The 13,335-nt window shown below is 56.5% G+C and carries 14 protein-coding genes, 1 tRNA gene and 1 pseudogene; 9 read left to right on the forward strand and 7 right to left on the reverse strand.

Features of this window, described 5'->3' with window-relative positions:
* Positions 1-38 precede the first annotated feature (38 nt).
* Positions 39-968, forward strand: a complete 930-nt coding sequence (locus NTD81_RS06595) for a cupin (RefSeq protein ID WP_262180743.1) — start codon at positions 39-41, stop codon at positions 966-968.
* Here NTD81_RS06595 and NTD81_RS06600 read toward each other — a convergent pair.
* The gene (locus NTD81_RS06600; RefSeq protein WP_262180745.1) at positions 961-1,875 is read right to left on the reverse strand and encodes a LysR family transcriptional regulator; all 915 of its coding nucleotides are present in this window, start codon (positions 1,873-1,875) and stop codon (positions 961-963) included. The two genes, NTD81_RS06595 and NTD81_RS06600, sit on opposite strands and share 8 nt — an antisense overlap.
* Before the next feature lie 260 nt (positions 1,876-2,135).
* Here NTD81_RS06600 and nadA point away from each other — a divergent pair, with 260 nt between their 5' ends.
* Positions 2,136-3,194 (forward strand): quinolinate synthase NadA, encoded by a 1,059-nt coding sequence (gene nadA, locus NTD81_RS06605; RefSeq protein WP_262180747.1) that lies wholly within the window; start codon positions 2,136-2,138, stop codon positions 3,192-3,194.
* Between the two features lie 247 nt (positions 3,195-3,441).
* On the opposite strand, the gene NTD81_RS06610 is transcribed toward nadA, so the two are convergent.
* Complete coding sequence (locus NTD81_RS06610; protein ID WP_262180749.1) at positions 3,442-4,875, reverse strand: M48 family metalloprotease; 1,434 nt, start codon at positions 4,873-4,875, stop codon at positions 3,442-3,444.
* Positions 4,876-4,980: 105 nt separating this feature from the next.
* Here NTD81_RS06610 and NTD81_RS06615 point away from each other — a divergent pair, with 105 nt between their 5' ends.
* Positions 4,981-5,232 (forward strand): sulfurtransferase TusA family protein, encoded by a 252-nt coding sequence (locus NTD81_RS06615; RefSeq protein ID WP_262180751.1) that lies wholly within the window; start codon positions 4,981-4,983, stop codon positions 5,230-5,232.
* Positions 5,233-5,295: 63 nt separating this feature from the next.
* Here the strand turns inward: NTD81_RS06615 and NTD81_RS06620 are convergent, their stop codons facing one another.
* The gene (locus tag NTD81_RS06620; protein ID WP_262180753.1) at positions 5,296-5,769 is read right to left on the reverse strand and encodes a peroxiredoxin; all 474 of its coding nucleotides are present in this window, start codon (positions 5,767-5,769) and stop codon (positions 5,296-5,298) included.
* 11 nt (positions 5,770-5,780) lie between these two features.
* Positions 5,781-6,338, reverse strand: a complete 558-nt coding sequence (locus tag NTD81_RS06625) for a glycine cleavage system protein R (protein WP_262180755.1) — start codon at positions 6,336-6,338, stop codon at positions 5,781-5,783.
* Positions 6,339-6,563: 225 nt separating this feature from the next.
* Here NTD81_RS06625 and dapA point away from each other — a divergent pair, with 225 nt between their 5' ends.
* The 4 genes from dapA to NTD81_RS06645 all read left to right on the forward strand — a co-directional run bounded on the left by dapA (position 6,564) and on the right by NTD81_RS06645 (position 9,796).
* Positions 6,564-7,442 carry a 4-hydroxy-tetrahydrodipicolinate synthase gene (gene dapA / locus NTD81_RS06630; protein ID WP_262180757.1) on the forward strand — a complete coding sequence of 293 codons (879 nt, stop codon included), beginning with the start codon at positions 6,564-6,566 and terminating at the stop codon, positions 7,440-7,442.
* Positions 7,443-7,459: 17 nt separating this feature from the next.
* Positions 7,460-8,569 (forward strand): outer membrane protein assembly factor BamC, encoded by a 1,110-nt coding sequence (bamC, locus tag NTD81_RS06635; protein ID WP_262180759.1) that lies wholly within the window; start codon positions 7,460-7,462, stop codon positions 8,567-8,569.
* Positions 8,570-8,653: 84 nt separating this feature from the next.
* Entirely contained in the window at positions 8,654-9,523 is an 870-nt protein-coding gene (locus tag NTD81_RS06640) for a phosphoribosylaminoimidazolesuccinocarboxamide synthase (protein ID WP_262180762.1), read from the forward strand.
* A gap of 183 nt (positions 9,524-9,706) precedes the next feature.
* Positions 9,707-9,796: transfer RNA gene (locus NTD81_RS06645), tRNA-Ser, on the forward strand.
* Positions 9,797-10,071: 275 nt separating this feature from the next.
* On the opposite strand, the gene NTD81_RS06650 is transcribed toward NTD81_RS06645, so the two are convergent.
* The 3 genes from NTD81_RS06650 to NTD81_RS06660 are packed head-to-tail and all read right to left on the reverse strand — an operon-like array spanning position 10,072 to position 11,760.
* A complete protein-coding gene (locus NTD81_RS06650; protein ID WP_262180764.1) occupies positions 10,072-10,437 on the reverse strand; it encodes a hypothetical protein in 366 nt (121 codons plus the stop codon).
* A complete protein-coding gene (locus NTD81_RS06655; RefSeq protein ID WP_262180766.1) occupies positions 10,422-11,204 on the reverse strand; it encodes a hypothetical protein in 783 nt (260 codons plus the stop codon). The genes NTD81_RS06650 and NTD81_RS06655 overlap by 16 nt, the downstream gene beginning before the upstream one ends.
* A gap of 10 nt (positions 11,205-11,214) precedes the next feature.
* Positions 11,215-11,760 carry a PAAR domain-containing protein gene (locus NTD81_RS06660; protein ID WP_262180768.1) on the reverse strand — a complete coding sequence of 182 codons (546 nt, stop codon included), beginning with the start codon at positions 11,758-11,760 and terminating at the stop codon, positions 11,215-11,217.
* A gap of 337 nt (positions 11,761-12,097) precedes the next feature.
* Between NTD81_RS06660 and NTD81_RS06665 the strand changes: the two are divergent.
* Positions 12,098-12,244, forward strand: a pseudogene (locus tag NTD81_RS06665) (site-specific integrase); the annotation flags it as partial.
* Between the two features lie 404 nt (positions 12,245-12,648).
* The gene (locus tag NTD81_RS06670; protein WP_410017118.1) at positions 12,649-13,098 is read left to right on the forward strand and encodes an anti-virulence regulator CigR family protein; all 450 of its coding nucleotides are present in this window, start codon (positions 12,649-12,651) and stop codon (positions 13,096-13,098) included.
* Positions 13,099-13,335: the final 237 nt, after the last annotated feature.

The raw sequence follows: 13,335 nt of genomic DNA on the forward strand, positions 1-13,335 counted from the left end.
GTGATTCCTCCAGCCGTGCAGACCATGAGGATAGCCAGATGAACCGTGAAACCCTCCCCACGTTGAGCGCTTATGAGCATGAGGCCGAGTACTTCGAGTACAGCAAGGCGGCTAATCCGATCAGTGCCAAGCTGATCAGCCGCATTCCTTACCGCAGTTTTCCTGCGTCGCTGTATGCCGACGGGCCCTCGCGGGTGTTGCCGCTGGACTTAAGTGATGTGCTGGAGTGTCAGGGCCCCGCGACCGGGCCGGGACTGTGCGCCAACTTTATTCGTCTTAATGCGGGCGACACATTAACCCTGCACCCCAACGCCACCTCACAGGTGCTGTATGTGATAGCCGGGAAGGGGCATTTGAGTCAGGCTGAGCATGCTTTTGACTGGTCGGCCGGCAGCTTTATTGCCTTGCCTAGCCTGCATCCTACCCAGTTGCGCGCCAGTGAAGATGCACGCTTTTACTATGTGCATGACGAGCCATTGCTGCGCTATCTCGGTGTGCAGCAGGTGGTGGACCGTTTTGCGCCCACCCTCTATCCCTCTGCTGTGGCCAATGCCAAGTTGCGTGAGGCGGCGGATGACCCGCATGCGCAGGATCGCAGCCGGATCAGCATCTTGCTCGGTAATCGAAACTTCCCCCAGACCCGAACCGTGACCCATGTGCTCTGGGCCATGTATGGCATTCTGCCGGCTGGCTCGGTACAAAAGCCCCATCGGCACCAGTCCATCGCCTTGGACTTTATCGTTGATTGTCCGCCAGGCTGTTATTCCTTGGTGGGGACTGAGCTTGATGCTGACGGGCATATTGTGAATCCGCAGCGCGTCGATTGGGCGCCGGGCCTGGCCTTTGTCACGCCGCCAGGTTATTGGCATGCGCATTTCAATGAGGCAGACCGCGAGGCGTATCTTATCCCCATTCAGGATGCCGGCCTGCAAACCTATCTGCGTTCGCTGGATATTCGCTTTAGCTGAGTGCACTCCAGTCGGGTGCAGGGCCTAGCTGGGCGAGAACAAAGTCGATAAAGCAGCGCACCTTCGACGAGACGATGCGTTTAGGTGGGTACACAAACCAGATCGCCGTGGGCGGCGCGCTGTACAGCGGCTCCCGCTCAGGTTGCCAGCTGTGCAGCTCGCCTCGGCGAATGGCCGCGTCGGCCAGCCAGTCAGGTAGCAGGGCGACGCCCAGGCCCTGTTTAGCGGCGATTAAGCGCGCCTCCAAGTCGCTGATACGCAGGATGTCAGCGGTTTTACTGGCCAGTTGACGGCTGTCGGTGATCAGCGTGAGTGGGTCATGGACCGAGGTGCCTAGAATCAGCGGCAAGCGACTAAGCTCGCTCAGATTCGTGGGGATGGGCTGCTGGTTCGCGAACTGCGGGCTGACGCACAGTCGCATGTGCTCATCGGCCAACTTGCGAGCCTTGAGCCCAGACTCCGCTAAGGTGCCGATGCGGATGGCTAAATCCACGCCGGCATCAATAAGGTTGACCGTGCTGTTATCCAGCACCAGCTCCAGCTTTATCTCCGGGTACTGCGCGCAAAAGTCTTTGAGCAGCGGCAGTACGTGCAGGCGGCAAAAAGCCGGGGGGAGGTTGAGTTTGAGTACGCCGCGAGGATGTTGATTGAGTGCAGAGGTCGCGGCTTTGGCTTGTTCCAGTTCACTCAGCACTACCCGGGCGCGGGCTAAGAAGGTTTCGCCACCTTCGGTCAGGTGCAGTTTGCGGGTCGAGCGATTGAACAGGGCAATCCCTAAGTCTTGCTCTAAGTCGCGGATATAGCGCGACACGGTCGAGGCCTTGATGCCGAGGTGCTCGGCGGCGCTGGAGAAGTTACTGGTTTGTGCGGCCTCAACAAAAGCTGTGAGTGCGGCAAAGTAATCCACGGGCTTGCCTCCTTGGCGGCGTGTTAGTGAAGATAACAGCCTATGGATTTAAGAGAAGTCTACTAACATTGAACCCGCTGCTGTTTTACCTCGCCGGGTAGAATAGGCTTTTGAATTCAATGGATATTCTGTAGCCTTGCGCAGCTTCAGTGGTAACCGTGCCTGATGAACACCCTAGATCTCCCGGCGCAACCCAGACGGGCCAAGAGCCGGTGGTATACTCGACTTACGCGCAATTCGCGCCTGCAGGTCTTGCGAACATGACGCAAATTTCTGAACGCTTGCTGGTACAGGCTCACCTCGATGCCAAGCAGCCCAAGCCGCTAACTCCCGAGCAAGAGGCGTTTTACCGCGCCGAAATTGCCGCCGAACTGAAAAAGCAAAACGCAGTTTTAGTCGCCCACTACTATTGTGACCCGGTCCTGCAAGCTTTGGCGGAAGAGACCGGCGGTTGCGTCTCCGACTCCTTGGAAATGGCCCGCTTCGGCAACAGTCACCCCGCGCAAACCGTGCTGGTGGCCGGTGTGAAGTTTATGGGGGAGACAGCCAAGATCCTCAACCCGGAAAAACGTGTGTTGATGCCAACCTTGGAGGCGACTTGCTCGCTGGACTTAGGTTGCCCGGTGGATGAGTTCTCGGCCTTTTGCGATCAGCATCCCAATCGCACCGTGGTGGTTTACGCCAATACCTCGGCCGCGGTTAAAGCCCGGGCTGACTGGGTGGTGACCTCCAGTTGCGCGGTGGAAATCGTAGAGCACCTGATGGATAACGGTGAGAGCATTATCTGGGCGCCGGATCAGCATCTGGGGCGTTATATCCAGAATAAAACCGGGGCTGACATGCTGCTGTGGGACGGTGCCTGCATCGTTCACGAAGAGTTTAAAGCCAAGCAGCTGCAGGATATGAAAGCTTTATACCCGGAGGCCGCCGTACTGGTGCATCCGGAGTCGCCGACTGCGGTGATTGAGCTGGCTGATGCGGTTGGATCTACGAGCCAACTGATCGCTGCGGCGCAGCGCCTGCCGAACAAGACCTTTATCGTCGCCACCGATCGCGGCATCTTCTACAAGATGCAGCAGCTGTGCCCGGATAAAGAATTTGTTGAGGCGCCCACCGCAGGTAACGGCGCGGCTTGCCGCAGCTGTGCCAACTGCCCGTGGATGGCGATGAATACCTTGGAGCGCACACTGAATTGTCTGCGTGAAGGCAGCAACGAAATCTTCGTTGATCCGGCGCTGATACCCAAGGCAATCAAACCGCTTAAGCGCATGCTCGACTTCACCCATGCCGCCAAGCTGAAGCTGAGTGGCAACGCATAAGGCCTAGTGCTGGGCCTGTTTGGGCTTAAGTCAGTTTAAAAACGCCGCGTCTCAACAATGAGTCGCGGCGTTTTTTATTGGCCTGCTGCACGCTTTACTGGCCTAGGGCTAGGGGCGTTTGAGGGAGCAGGCAAGTCCGATTATGGCGATGGCGAGGTAGCTCAAGGCCATTGGCCCAATCAGCCTGACCTGCGGCCGCCTTAAACCCTCAGGCTCAAGGTGGCCGCAGGCCGCAGGCCGCTGGCGGTTAGCGCATCATTTGCTCGATCAGGCGCTGCTCTTCACGCAGTTCGCGCTCGCGGGCATCGATGCGGGAGGCCAGTTGGAAGTTGTTGTTGGCTCGGCGCTTGGCGAAGTCCAGCTGTTGCAGGGCTTGTTTGTAGTCGCCCACCAAGGCAAAAAACTCCGCGCGGGCTTGGTGCAGGCCCACTGTGTTGCCGCGCAGGCCGCGTACTTCGGCCATCTGATACCACACGTCGGGGTCTTTCGGACGGCTTTTGAGCAGCTGATCCAGGGCTTGTTCGGCTTGCTGGGTACGGCCTTGCTTCATCAGGAGGTTGATATTGGCCTGGTTCACCGAATAACTGCTGGGATACAGGCTGAGCATGCGTTTGACCCGGCTCTGCACGTCATCCAGGCGGTTATTGAACATGTCCACCGAGATCATGGCCAGGTTGTAGGTGATGTCATTCGGTGCGCCGGCCAGCAGCGGCTGTAGGGCCTCGCGGGCGGGCTGGGCCTGGCCGCTTTTAGTCAGGGCAATGGCCAAACCGTAGCGTGCAGCATCGAGCTTAGGATTTTCATCGAGCTGGCTGCGAAAGCGTTTCACTGCCACGCCTGGGGTTTCTTCGTAAATCAGTTGCACCCGGGCGCGCATCAGTTGGTAGCGCAGGCTGTCGGAGACGCCGCTATTGGGGTACTGCTCGGCACGGTTGCGGGTGTCGGCGATCCGCGATTCGGACACCGGGTGAGTCAAGAGAAACTCCGGCGGTTTAGCGTCGTAACGGTATTGGCGCATCAGGCGCTCAAACATGGTCGGCATGGCGCGGGGGTCAAAGCCGGCTTTCTCCAGGTTGAGCAGGCCGATACGGTCGGCCTCTTGCTCGTTTTGCCGGGAGAAGCGGCGTTGCTCTTGCAAGGCTGCGGCTTGGGTTGAGGCAATGGCGGCAATGCCAGCATCGGCGGCACCGGCGGCGGCAGCGATGATGCCGGCGAGCATGCCGGCCAGTACTGGCAGTTGCATATGTTGCTGCGCTTCGAGGCCACGGGCAAAGTGGCGCTGGGATAAGTGCGCCAATTCGTGGGCCATTACCGAGGCATATTCGGCCTCAGTTTGCGCATAGAGAAACAAGCCGCCGTTGACCCCGACGATGCCGCCGGGGGCCGCAAAGGCGTTCAGTTGCGGGCTGTTGAGCAGGATAAATTCGAGGCGGCGATCCTGCACCTGGCTGGTTTCGCTGAGGCGATACACGCTGTTTTCGACAAACTCTTTAAGCTGCGGATCATCCAGTTGGCTGACTTGGCCGCGCAGCAGGCTGAGCCAAGCGCGACCGAGTTGATATTCTTGTTGTGGCGAAACCAGGGCCGAGCTGGCGTCACCCAGTGACGGCAAGTCATCTGCGTAACTGGGCATGGCCAGCAGGCAGGCAAGCGTAAGCAGGGTTGGGCGCAAAAGTGTCATGCACAAAACTCGTGATGGACAAAGTCTCTACTGTAGCTGCCTCGTAGCAGTGCTGGCCAGAGCTGTGCAGCCTTGGGTATTCTGCAGCCCCCAGGGAGTGACTTCATGACTGATCTGCAATGGCGTGCCGAAGACTTCGACGCGCAACTCGATGCCAGCGGCCTTAACTGCCCCATGCCGTTACTGAAAGCCAAACTTGAACTCAATCGCCTAGCCAGCGGCGCAGTGCTACATGTGCTCGCCACCGATGCCGGTTCGCAACGGGACTTTCGCGCCTTCGCGAAATTAGCTGGCCATGAGCTGTTACGTGAGGAAGAAGAGAGCGGAATTTTCCGCTACTGGTTGCGCAAGGCTTGAGGCCTAGCCAAGCGCGGCCTATAAAAAAACCGGCCATTGGCCGGTTTTTTTATCCTGTGCGATCTAGCCTTGCTGCAGGGCTTGGGCGGCTGCCAGGACCTTGTCGACGTGGCCGGCGATTTTGATATTGCGCCATTCCTGACGCAGCACGCCGTTAGCATCGATAAGGAAGGTACTGCGCACGATGCCCATGTACTCCTTGCCGTAGTTCTTCTTCAGCTGATACACGCCGAACAGGTCGCACAGCTCATGCTCTGGATCGCTGATCAGCGCAAACGGAAATTCCTGCTTGGCTTTGAAGTTCTCGTGCTTGGCCAGGCTGTCCATGGACACGCCAAAGACTAAGGTGTTGGCCGCTTGGAAGGCCGGGTATTGATCGCGGAAGGCTTGGCCCTCCGTGGTGCAGCCAGGAGTGGCGTCTTTCGGATAGAAGTACAGCACCACTTGCTGGCCTTTGAGCGCCGACAATTGGATCTGCTGCTCGCCGGTGGCTTGCGCCTGAAAGTCCGCGACGGGGGTGTTGAGTGCTACAGCCATGCAAAGGCTCCTTATGGATTCTGTGGGCGCCAAGGCTCGATCAGGGCATCAAGATTCAGCGCATCGGCAAAGTCGAGGAACTGATCGCGCAGCCAGCTGATTTGCGTGCCGGCCGGCAGCGTCACGGTCAGCGTCGCATTAAGCATGGTGCCGCCGGTTTGCGGAGCTTGATAGGTGTCGCAGGTGAGGTTTTCCAGCTCGACGTGATGGTCGATAAAGAACTGGCACAGCTCATTGAGGATGTCCGGGCGATACACCGAGCTGACGTAGGCCACGTAAGGCAGGGCTTGCGGACGATTTTCCGCTGCCGCGCTGCGAATCACATTGACAGAGAAGCTGTGCTTTTTCGCCAGGCTCGGCAGGCTCGACTCCAGTCGCGCCAGGGCATCCCAGCTACCGGAGATTTGCAGAACCAGTGCGCTGTACTCGCCGTGGCGACTCAGGCGGGTGCTGATGACTGCGCAGCGGCACTCGTGGCTGGTGCGGCACAGCACGTTAGTCAGCTCCATGGCATTGGGGCCAAGGGCGCTAATAAGTAGGAATTGTTCGCGAACTGGGGGGGTGGACATGCAGCCTTCCTAAACCAATAAGCGGCCGCTGCACAGTGATGGCACCGACCAAAGCAGGCAGGTTAGCGAAAAGCACCGCTGAGGGGAATGCTGGCAGGGCAGGCAAGCGCGGTTGATTCATGAATATCTGAGCAATATTGCTTAAATAGGCGGCGGGACTTCGCTTGTACAAGGCAGATGGCACCAGTACCATTACGGCTCTCATTTTCCGGCAGGAGCGGTTGCATGATTGCGGGTAGTATGGTGGCACTGGTTACGCCCATGGATGCGCAAGGTAATCTTGATTGGGCTGCCCTAAGCAAGTTGGTGGACTTCCACCTGCAAGAGGGTACCAACGCCATCGTAGCGGTCGGCACCACGGGTGAGTCGGCCACGCTAGAAGTCGGCGAACACGTGGAGGTCATCCGCCGCGTGGTTGATCAGGTGGCTGGGCGCATCCCTGTCATCGCAGGTACTGGTGGTAACTCCACCCGTGAGTCGGTCGAACTGACCCGCGCGGCCAAAGAAGTAGGCGCTGACGCTTGCTTGCTGGTGACCCCGTACTACAACAAACCGACCCAAGAAGGGTTGTACTTACATTTCCGGCATATCGCTGAGTCGGTAGCCATTCCGCAGATTCTCTACAACGTACCGGGCCGCACGGTGTGCGACATGCTGCCGGAAACCGTCGAGCGTCTGGCCAAAATCGACCACATCATCGGCATCAAAGAAGCCACTGGCGATCTGCAGCGCGCGCAAGAAGTGCTGGATCGCGTAGGCAAGGACTTCCTCGTCTATTCCGGTGATGATCCGACTGCCGTTGAGCTGATGCTGATGGGCGGCAAGGGCAATATCTCGGTAACCGCCAACGTCGCTCCGCGTGCCATGGCGGATATGTGCGCCGCAGCCATGCGTGGCGATGCAGCCATCGCCCGGGCCATCAACGATCGTCTGATGCCGCTGCACAAAGCGCTGTTCAGTGAATCGAACCCCATTCCAGTGAAGTGGGCGATGCACGAGATGGGCCTGATGCAGGAAGGTATCCGCCTGCCTCTGACCTGGCTCAGCCCGCGTTGTCATGAACCGCTGCGTCAGGCCCTGCGCCAGTCCGGCGTACTGGTTTAATTGAGGAAACACTACGCATGAAGCGATTCACCGGACTCTCTGCGCTAACTCTGATCATCGCTAGTACCAGCGGTTGTGGCTGGATCTATGGTGAAGATGGCTACTTCCGCGATCGCGGCAGTGACTACTTAGAAGCGCGGCAAACCGCGCCGATGCAAGTGCCTGCTGACGTCGAGGCTAAGCATCTGGATCCATTGCTGCCGATTCCTGAGCAAGTGGCCAACAGCACCGCAAAGGGCGAGTTTGAGGTGCCGCGTCCGCAGCCCTTGAACGCCAAAGCTGATGTCAGTGATTTCAGCCTGCAGAAAAGTGGTGATTCGCGTTGGGTAGTGGCACAGCGTGTACCGGCTGAAGTATGGCCAATTGCGCGGCAATTCTTCGCTGATAACGGTTTTGAGATCGCTGAAGAGCGCGCGCAAACCGGTGAATTCAGCACCGCCTGGCAACCTTACTCGGCGTTGTCGAGCACCGTCCTGCGGCGCTTGGGCAGCAATGCCCAAGACGGCGAAGAAGTGCGGGTGCGGGTGCGCATCGAGCCCGGCGTACAGCGCAACACCAGCGAAATCTTTGTGGTCAGCGCCCAGCGTCCGGCTGGCAGCAGCGCCGATGTGGCCTTCACCAATCGCAGCAGCAATGCCAGTGTGGATGCCGCACTGATTGACGAAATGCTGGTTAGCCTGGCCCGTAGCGCCGAGCAGGGCGGTTCGGTGTCGTTGTTGGCCGCTCGCGACTTTGACGCACCTAACCGGGTGAGCTTGTCGCAAGACGGCAACGGCAGCCCGGTGCTGACTCTGGGGGCGGACTTTGACCGCGCCTGGTCCAGCGTAGGCCGTGCTCTGGAAATGGGTGATGTGCGCATCGACGACATCAACCGCAGCCTGGGTATCTACTACATCAACTTGGCTGAGTCGGCGAAGAAAGACGATGACAAGCCAGGCTTCTTCAGCAGCTTGTTTGGCAGCGCGCCCAGCAAAGAAGAAGTTGAAGCCCGTGCCGAGCGCTATCAGGTGCACCTCACTACCACTGGTGATAGCGTGCAAGTGGCGGTGGAGAAGGACGGTAACACCAACGCCCCGGACGATATCGCCCGCCGCGTATTGGATCTGATCCAGGAAAACATGGGCTGATCCACGGCTTATCGAGATGCAACACCAATAGGCGAAACCCAGCGGGTTTCGCCTGTTTTGTTTACTAAAGGCGGAAATGTCGAAATGAGCACAGCCACCACCCTGAGCCTGAAGAAAATCTATTCGGGTAAAGTCCGTGATCTTTACGAGATCGACGATAAACGCATGTTGATGGTCGCCACCGACCGCCTCTCGGCATTCGACGTGATCCTCGATGAGCCCATTCCTGAAAAGGGCAAAATCCTCACCGCCATCTCCAATTTCTGGTTTGCCAAGCTGGCTGATCTGGTGCCTAACCATTTCACTGGCGACAAAGTTGAAGATATCGTCAGCGCCGCTGAGCTGCCGTTGGTAGAAGGCCGTGCGGTAGTGGCCAAGCGTCTGCAGCCGGTGGCCGTGGAAGCCATCGTGCGCGGCTATATCGTTGGTTCCGGCTGGAAGGAATACCAAAAGCACGGCACCGTGTGCGGCATTCAACTGCCTGCTGGGCTGAAAGAAGCGGCCAAGTTGCCTGAGCCGATCTTCACTCCATCGACCAAGGCGGCGGTGGGCGATCACGACGAAAACATCTCCTTTGCCCGCTGTGAAGAGATCATCGGCGCTGAGCTGGCAGCCAAGGTGCGTGACACCTCCATTGCCCTGTATAGCGCAGCGGTGGAATACGCGGCCACGCGCGGCATTATCATCGCCGACACCAAGTTCGAGTTCGGCCTGGACGAGAACGGCACCCTGACCCTGATGGATGAGGCCCTGACGCCTGACTCCAGCCGCTTCTGGCCAGCCGACAGCTACGTGGAAGGGAAAAACCCACCGAGCTTCGATAAGCAGTTCGTGCGTGACTGGTTGGAGTCCACCGGCTGGAACAAAGAGCCACCAGCTCCAGCCGTGCCCGCTGATGTCGCGCAGAAGACCGCTGACAAGTACCGCGAAGCACTGACTCGCCTGACCGAGTAAGCGCTGCACAGCAGCAAGAGAGAAGGGCGCTACGGCGCCCTTTTTGCTGCCTGACGGCCGGATAGACGCGCCACCAAGGCGCGCTTAATTGATGCGTTTGAACGCAAGCGTATGAAATTAAGCGAAAATTTTTCCAAAATTGCTTCGCCAAACGCAAAGATACTGTTACTATGCGCGCCGTTCGGGAAGATGCCGGAGTGGCCGAACGGGACGGATTCGAAATCCGTTGTGTTAGCAATAGCACCTAGGGTTCAAATCCCTATCTTCCCGCCATATTCAAGGGCTCCAGAGGGTTAAACCTCTGGAGCATTTTTCGTTTGGGGGAATTGGTGGGAATAACGACGGATCCCCTATTAGGCGCAGACAATCCGCCTTCCCGAGGTAACGGCTGATTGGTTCTAGGCTTACGGCGAATCACTGACCGGGCCGGACGAAAGCGAGCGTGTGATGAAGGAAATTAGAAAAAATTAGTCACTAACTTTTAGTTAGATGCCACTCGTCTTCTAGGAAAGTTTTCATAGAAGAAATGAGTCCATGACTCTGCTGAATTATCTTGAGTCACGAAATGCAGCTATTTCTTTCCAAATATAGCCATAGCTATATCGTAGCCAAGCAACTAATAACTTATGTAGCTGACGCTTTACCCAGCTAGCCTCACGAGCCTGGGTCTGTATGGCTATTGCGCTAAGTAACCACTGATTATCAAACCCTGTCCAAATGGGCGGCACTGGGGTTTCAAGGTTGCTGAAGCACACCGGCGCTACATCTTCGTAAAGTATGTCTTGGACAACCTTCGGGTCGTAGTCACGAACCTGCTCTGCAATCTCTTGATAGTCCACAGCACTATCAACAAATGCTTCTGCTAGGGCGATTTGTATCTTGGCTCGGTCCTGGGGGGTTAGAACACGTCCCAATGGGCAAGCTCCTCTAACTCTGCATCGAAAGTATCGGCGGCAACTCCACCAGCTATGCCCCCTGCCGCGCTGCCAACAAGCACAACGGCAATTGCGCAAACGGGTGCGCCAGGGCCGCACAATGCTGAAACGCCTAAGCCGGCCAGAAAACCACCCAGTACCCCACCGCCGACAATAGTGGCTTGCCGCGCGGTTTCTTTGGCTTTGTCTTCAGCATTGAGGATTTGGTAAGTGGCCAGAGCTGCGGTCATGATGATGCCAACCTTCCCCATAACAGAAAGAATTTTAGTACCTGAGGTGAACTTGGCGTTTGCACTGCCTGAGCGTTCAAGTGCTTTGTAAAGAATTTCCCGCTGTTGGGCTTTAGTCAGTTGGTCATAGTTCTTATTGAATTGGGCGCGGGATTTTTCGTTAATGATTTCTGCGTAGGTTTTACCTGTGCTCTTCTTCTTTTCAACAATGGCGCGCCCGTGTGCGGAGGTGTACTTACGGTGCTCGTACATGATCTTGTTGCGCATTTCATTGCTGAATTTGGTTCCCTCTTCAACGGTCATTTTACCGGCTTTGACCTCCGCAAATATCTGCTGTGACATTCGGCGGATATTTCGTTCATAGCTGCTACGAACACGAGGATCTTTGATGGCGTCAATTGAAAAACGACTAGCTGCACCCTCCATGCCGGCTACAGCTAGTTGCAGGGGAGAGCGGTCCAGTGTGTGCTGGCTGTTGACGATATAGCTGCCGGTGACCAGGGCTGGTTCTGTCATTGGAAAATCCTTATCCCAAAATGTCGTTCAGTAGCCCGTCGATACTCGATGCTGTACAGGCGTGGTCGTCTTGAGCAAAAGACAAGGTGTGGCAAATTCTGCCTGTGGGATTGGAGAATTTGACGGAGTTGTTTGCGTCAAATACACCCGGTAACGATGAGCCATCATCGAAGTGAGCAGTGCAGGTTAGGCCTTCGTAGCTCTCTGCTGCCGGGATGGTGAAACCAATCCATTTGCCATAGGTGGCCATTGGCGTTGGCGGAACGAATGCGGCCGGTGTGTGGCTGTCACCAATAATGATTGTTCCAGATCCACCGATAACTACATCACCATGCGTGCCAACCGTACCGATCAACGCAGCGTTTTTACCATTTATAAACACGGTGCTGGATAGTGCAGATGCTAGTGCACTGCCACAGGTACAGGAGTCACCCTGGCGTGCAGCGGCAAGACCATCAAACAAGACGTTGGGTGAGCCGGAGGCAATTTGTTGGGAACCATGTCCTGGTACGGGACAGTTGGTAGGGTCGGTTATGCGTGCGGCAGGCTTTGCCATGCTTGACTCCCTGTCAATTGATACACGTGCTGGACTGTAACAGACTTGATTTGGTGTTTGTCCAGCAAGCTAGAGCTGTTCATCTCCTAGGCTTAGGCTAGGCCTTGGTGCTGATGCTGATGCTGATGCGGTATTTAAGAAGTGTCGAAAACAATGAGCCAAATAGAGTCGAATTGAGACTGTTGTAGACGGGTTCAAATCCCTATCTTCCCGCCATATTCAAGGGCTCCAGAGGGTTAAACCTCTGGGGCCTTTTTCGTTTGGTACAATTTTGGTACACCGCTGATACACCTGCTGGTTGTGCAAAAATACGTTGTGCCAAGTAAAGTTGTCGCCCATGGCCACTTATCAGAAGCGCGGTGACGCATGGCGGGCGCTGATCCGTCGCAAAGGTTACCCAACTCTCACAGCAACCTTTGATACAAAAGCAGAAGCTCAAAAATGGGCGCTTGGTATTGAGGGTGATATGTCGCGCAATCCATTTTAGTGGCGCATCGCTCGAAACTGCCTGGCTGGCGAATCTGTGCCGGCACGGCTTGGCGCTGCGATGCTTCACTTCAGTACGCTTTAAGTGCGCGGTGAGCTACTCGCTTACATTCTGCCCGTCCAGGTTAAAGCACTAATTGAATTGCTAATCAGCAGAGTAACTGTCCCGCTCTCTCGCGAGAAGTTATCTCGCTGCCCCCCACCTAACGAGCAGGGAGGGGCTGAGTCCTTGAGTATTTCTTGCAGCAGCCACGATCAGCCGAATCTCTTTGCGGCTGAACGGGCTGGCAAACTCAGGCGCGAGCAGTTTTAGCCCGGTGGGGCCGTGTGAATACTTAGGTGTCAGTGCAATGCTTGAAACAAGCCGAGGTTTGTGGCTGTCTTATGTAGGACTGGATATTGATGAGGTCTACCAAAATGCAGGCTGTCAAAACATTACATAGGGCGATTGCAGGAAGCCTAATACTGTTGCTTGCCTCGCCTCTGGCATTGGCAGACCCCGGCAATGGAAAGGGCCAAGGGCATGGCAAAAAAGGCCACGACGATGACAGTGCGATATCTGTCGATTTGAGAGGCGGCAGTCCTCAGATCGACGTCGGTAACATTCGGGTGATCCTAGGTGATAACCGGGGTTACTGGTCCCCAGGGCCTGCCTTACCGCCAGGTATTCAGAAGAACTTGGCACGAGGTAAACCGCTACCTCCAGGGATAGCCAAACGCTTAGATGGCCGTTTGGTGCAACAACTGCCGCATTATGAGGGTTATGAGTGGATGCAGACTGGGCGAGATTTGATTCTCGTGGCCGCAGCTACTGGCGTGATCTATGAGGTTTTGAACAGCGTTTTTGACTGATTGCGCTTAAGTCAGGACATAAACAAAGTGTCGAAACACTGCGACGAATTGAGTTGCAGCTAGCCGTTGAGGGAGCCAAGCCCCGTATTGAGTGGGCTTGGCGCTTACTGAAACCCTCCCAGGCGGGTTCAAAACGCTATCTTCCCGCTATATGCCAAACCAAGCCCCTGAAGCTCACTGGGTTTCAGGGGCTTTGTCGTTTTGTCTGCAGAAATAGCCGTAGGTGCTCGTTAACCC

Origin of the sequence: Pseudomonas sp. 5P_3.1_Bac2 (assembly GCF_025465995.1) — a bacterium.
Taxonomy (GTDB): domain Bacteria; phylum Pseudomonadota; class Gammaproteobacteria; order Pseudomonadales; family Pseudomonadaceae; genus Aquipseudomonas.

What these genes read in the sequence shown, in the direction of transcription:
- NTD81_RS06625 (WP_262180755.1), bottom strand. Translation starts at nt 6,338, where the DNA reads ATGTCCACCCCCCCAGTTCGCGAACAATTCCTACTTATTAGCGCCCTT.
- NTD81_RS06615 (WP_262180751.1), top strand. Translation starts at nt 4,981, where the DNA reads ATGACTGATCTGCAATGGCGTGCCGAAGACTTCGACGCGCAACTCGAT.
- NTD81_RS06660 (WP_262180768.1), bottom strand. Translation starts at nt 11,760, where the DNA reads ATGGCAAAGCCTGCCGCACGCATAACCGACCCTACCAACTGTCCCGTA.
- NTD81_RS06670 (WP_410017118.1), top strand. Translation starts at nt 12,649, where the DNA reads ATGAGGTCTACCAAAATGCAGGCTGTCAAAACATTACATAGGGCGATT.
- NTD81_RS06655 (WP_262180766.1), bottom strand. Translation starts at nt 11,204, where the DNA reads ATGACAGAACCAGCCCTGGTCACCGGCAGCTATATCGTCAACAGCCAG.
- NTD81_RS06640 (WP_262180762.1), top strand. Translation starts at nt 8,654, where the DNA reads ATGAGCACAGCCACCACCCTGAGCCTGAAGAAAATCTATTCGGGTAAA.
- nadA (WP_262180747.1), top strand. Translation starts at nt 2,136, where the DNA reads ATGACGCAAATTTCTGAACGCTTGCTGGTACAGGCTCACCTCGATGCC.
- NTD81_RS06620 (WP_262180753.1), bottom strand. Translation starts at nt 5,769, where the DNA reads ATGGCTGTAGCACTCAACACCCCCGTCGCGGACTTTCAGGCGCAAGCC.
- NTD81_RS06595 (WP_262180743.1), top strand. Translation starts at nt 39, where the DNA reads ATGAACCGTGAAACCCTCCCCACGTTGAGCGCTTATGAGCATGAGGCC.
- NTD81_RS06610 (WP_262180749.1), bottom strand. Translation starts at nt 4,875, where the DNA reads ATGACACTTTTGCGCCCAACCCTGCTTACGCTTGCCTGCCTGCTGGCC.
- dapA (WP_262180757.1), top strand. Translation starts at nt 6,564, where the DNA reads ATGATTGCGGGTAGTATGGTGGCACTGGTTACGCCCATGGATGCGCAA.
- bamC (WP_262180759.1), top strand. Translation starts at nt 7,460, where the DNA reads ATGAAGCGATTCACCGGACTCTCTGCGCTAACTCTGATCATCGCTAGT.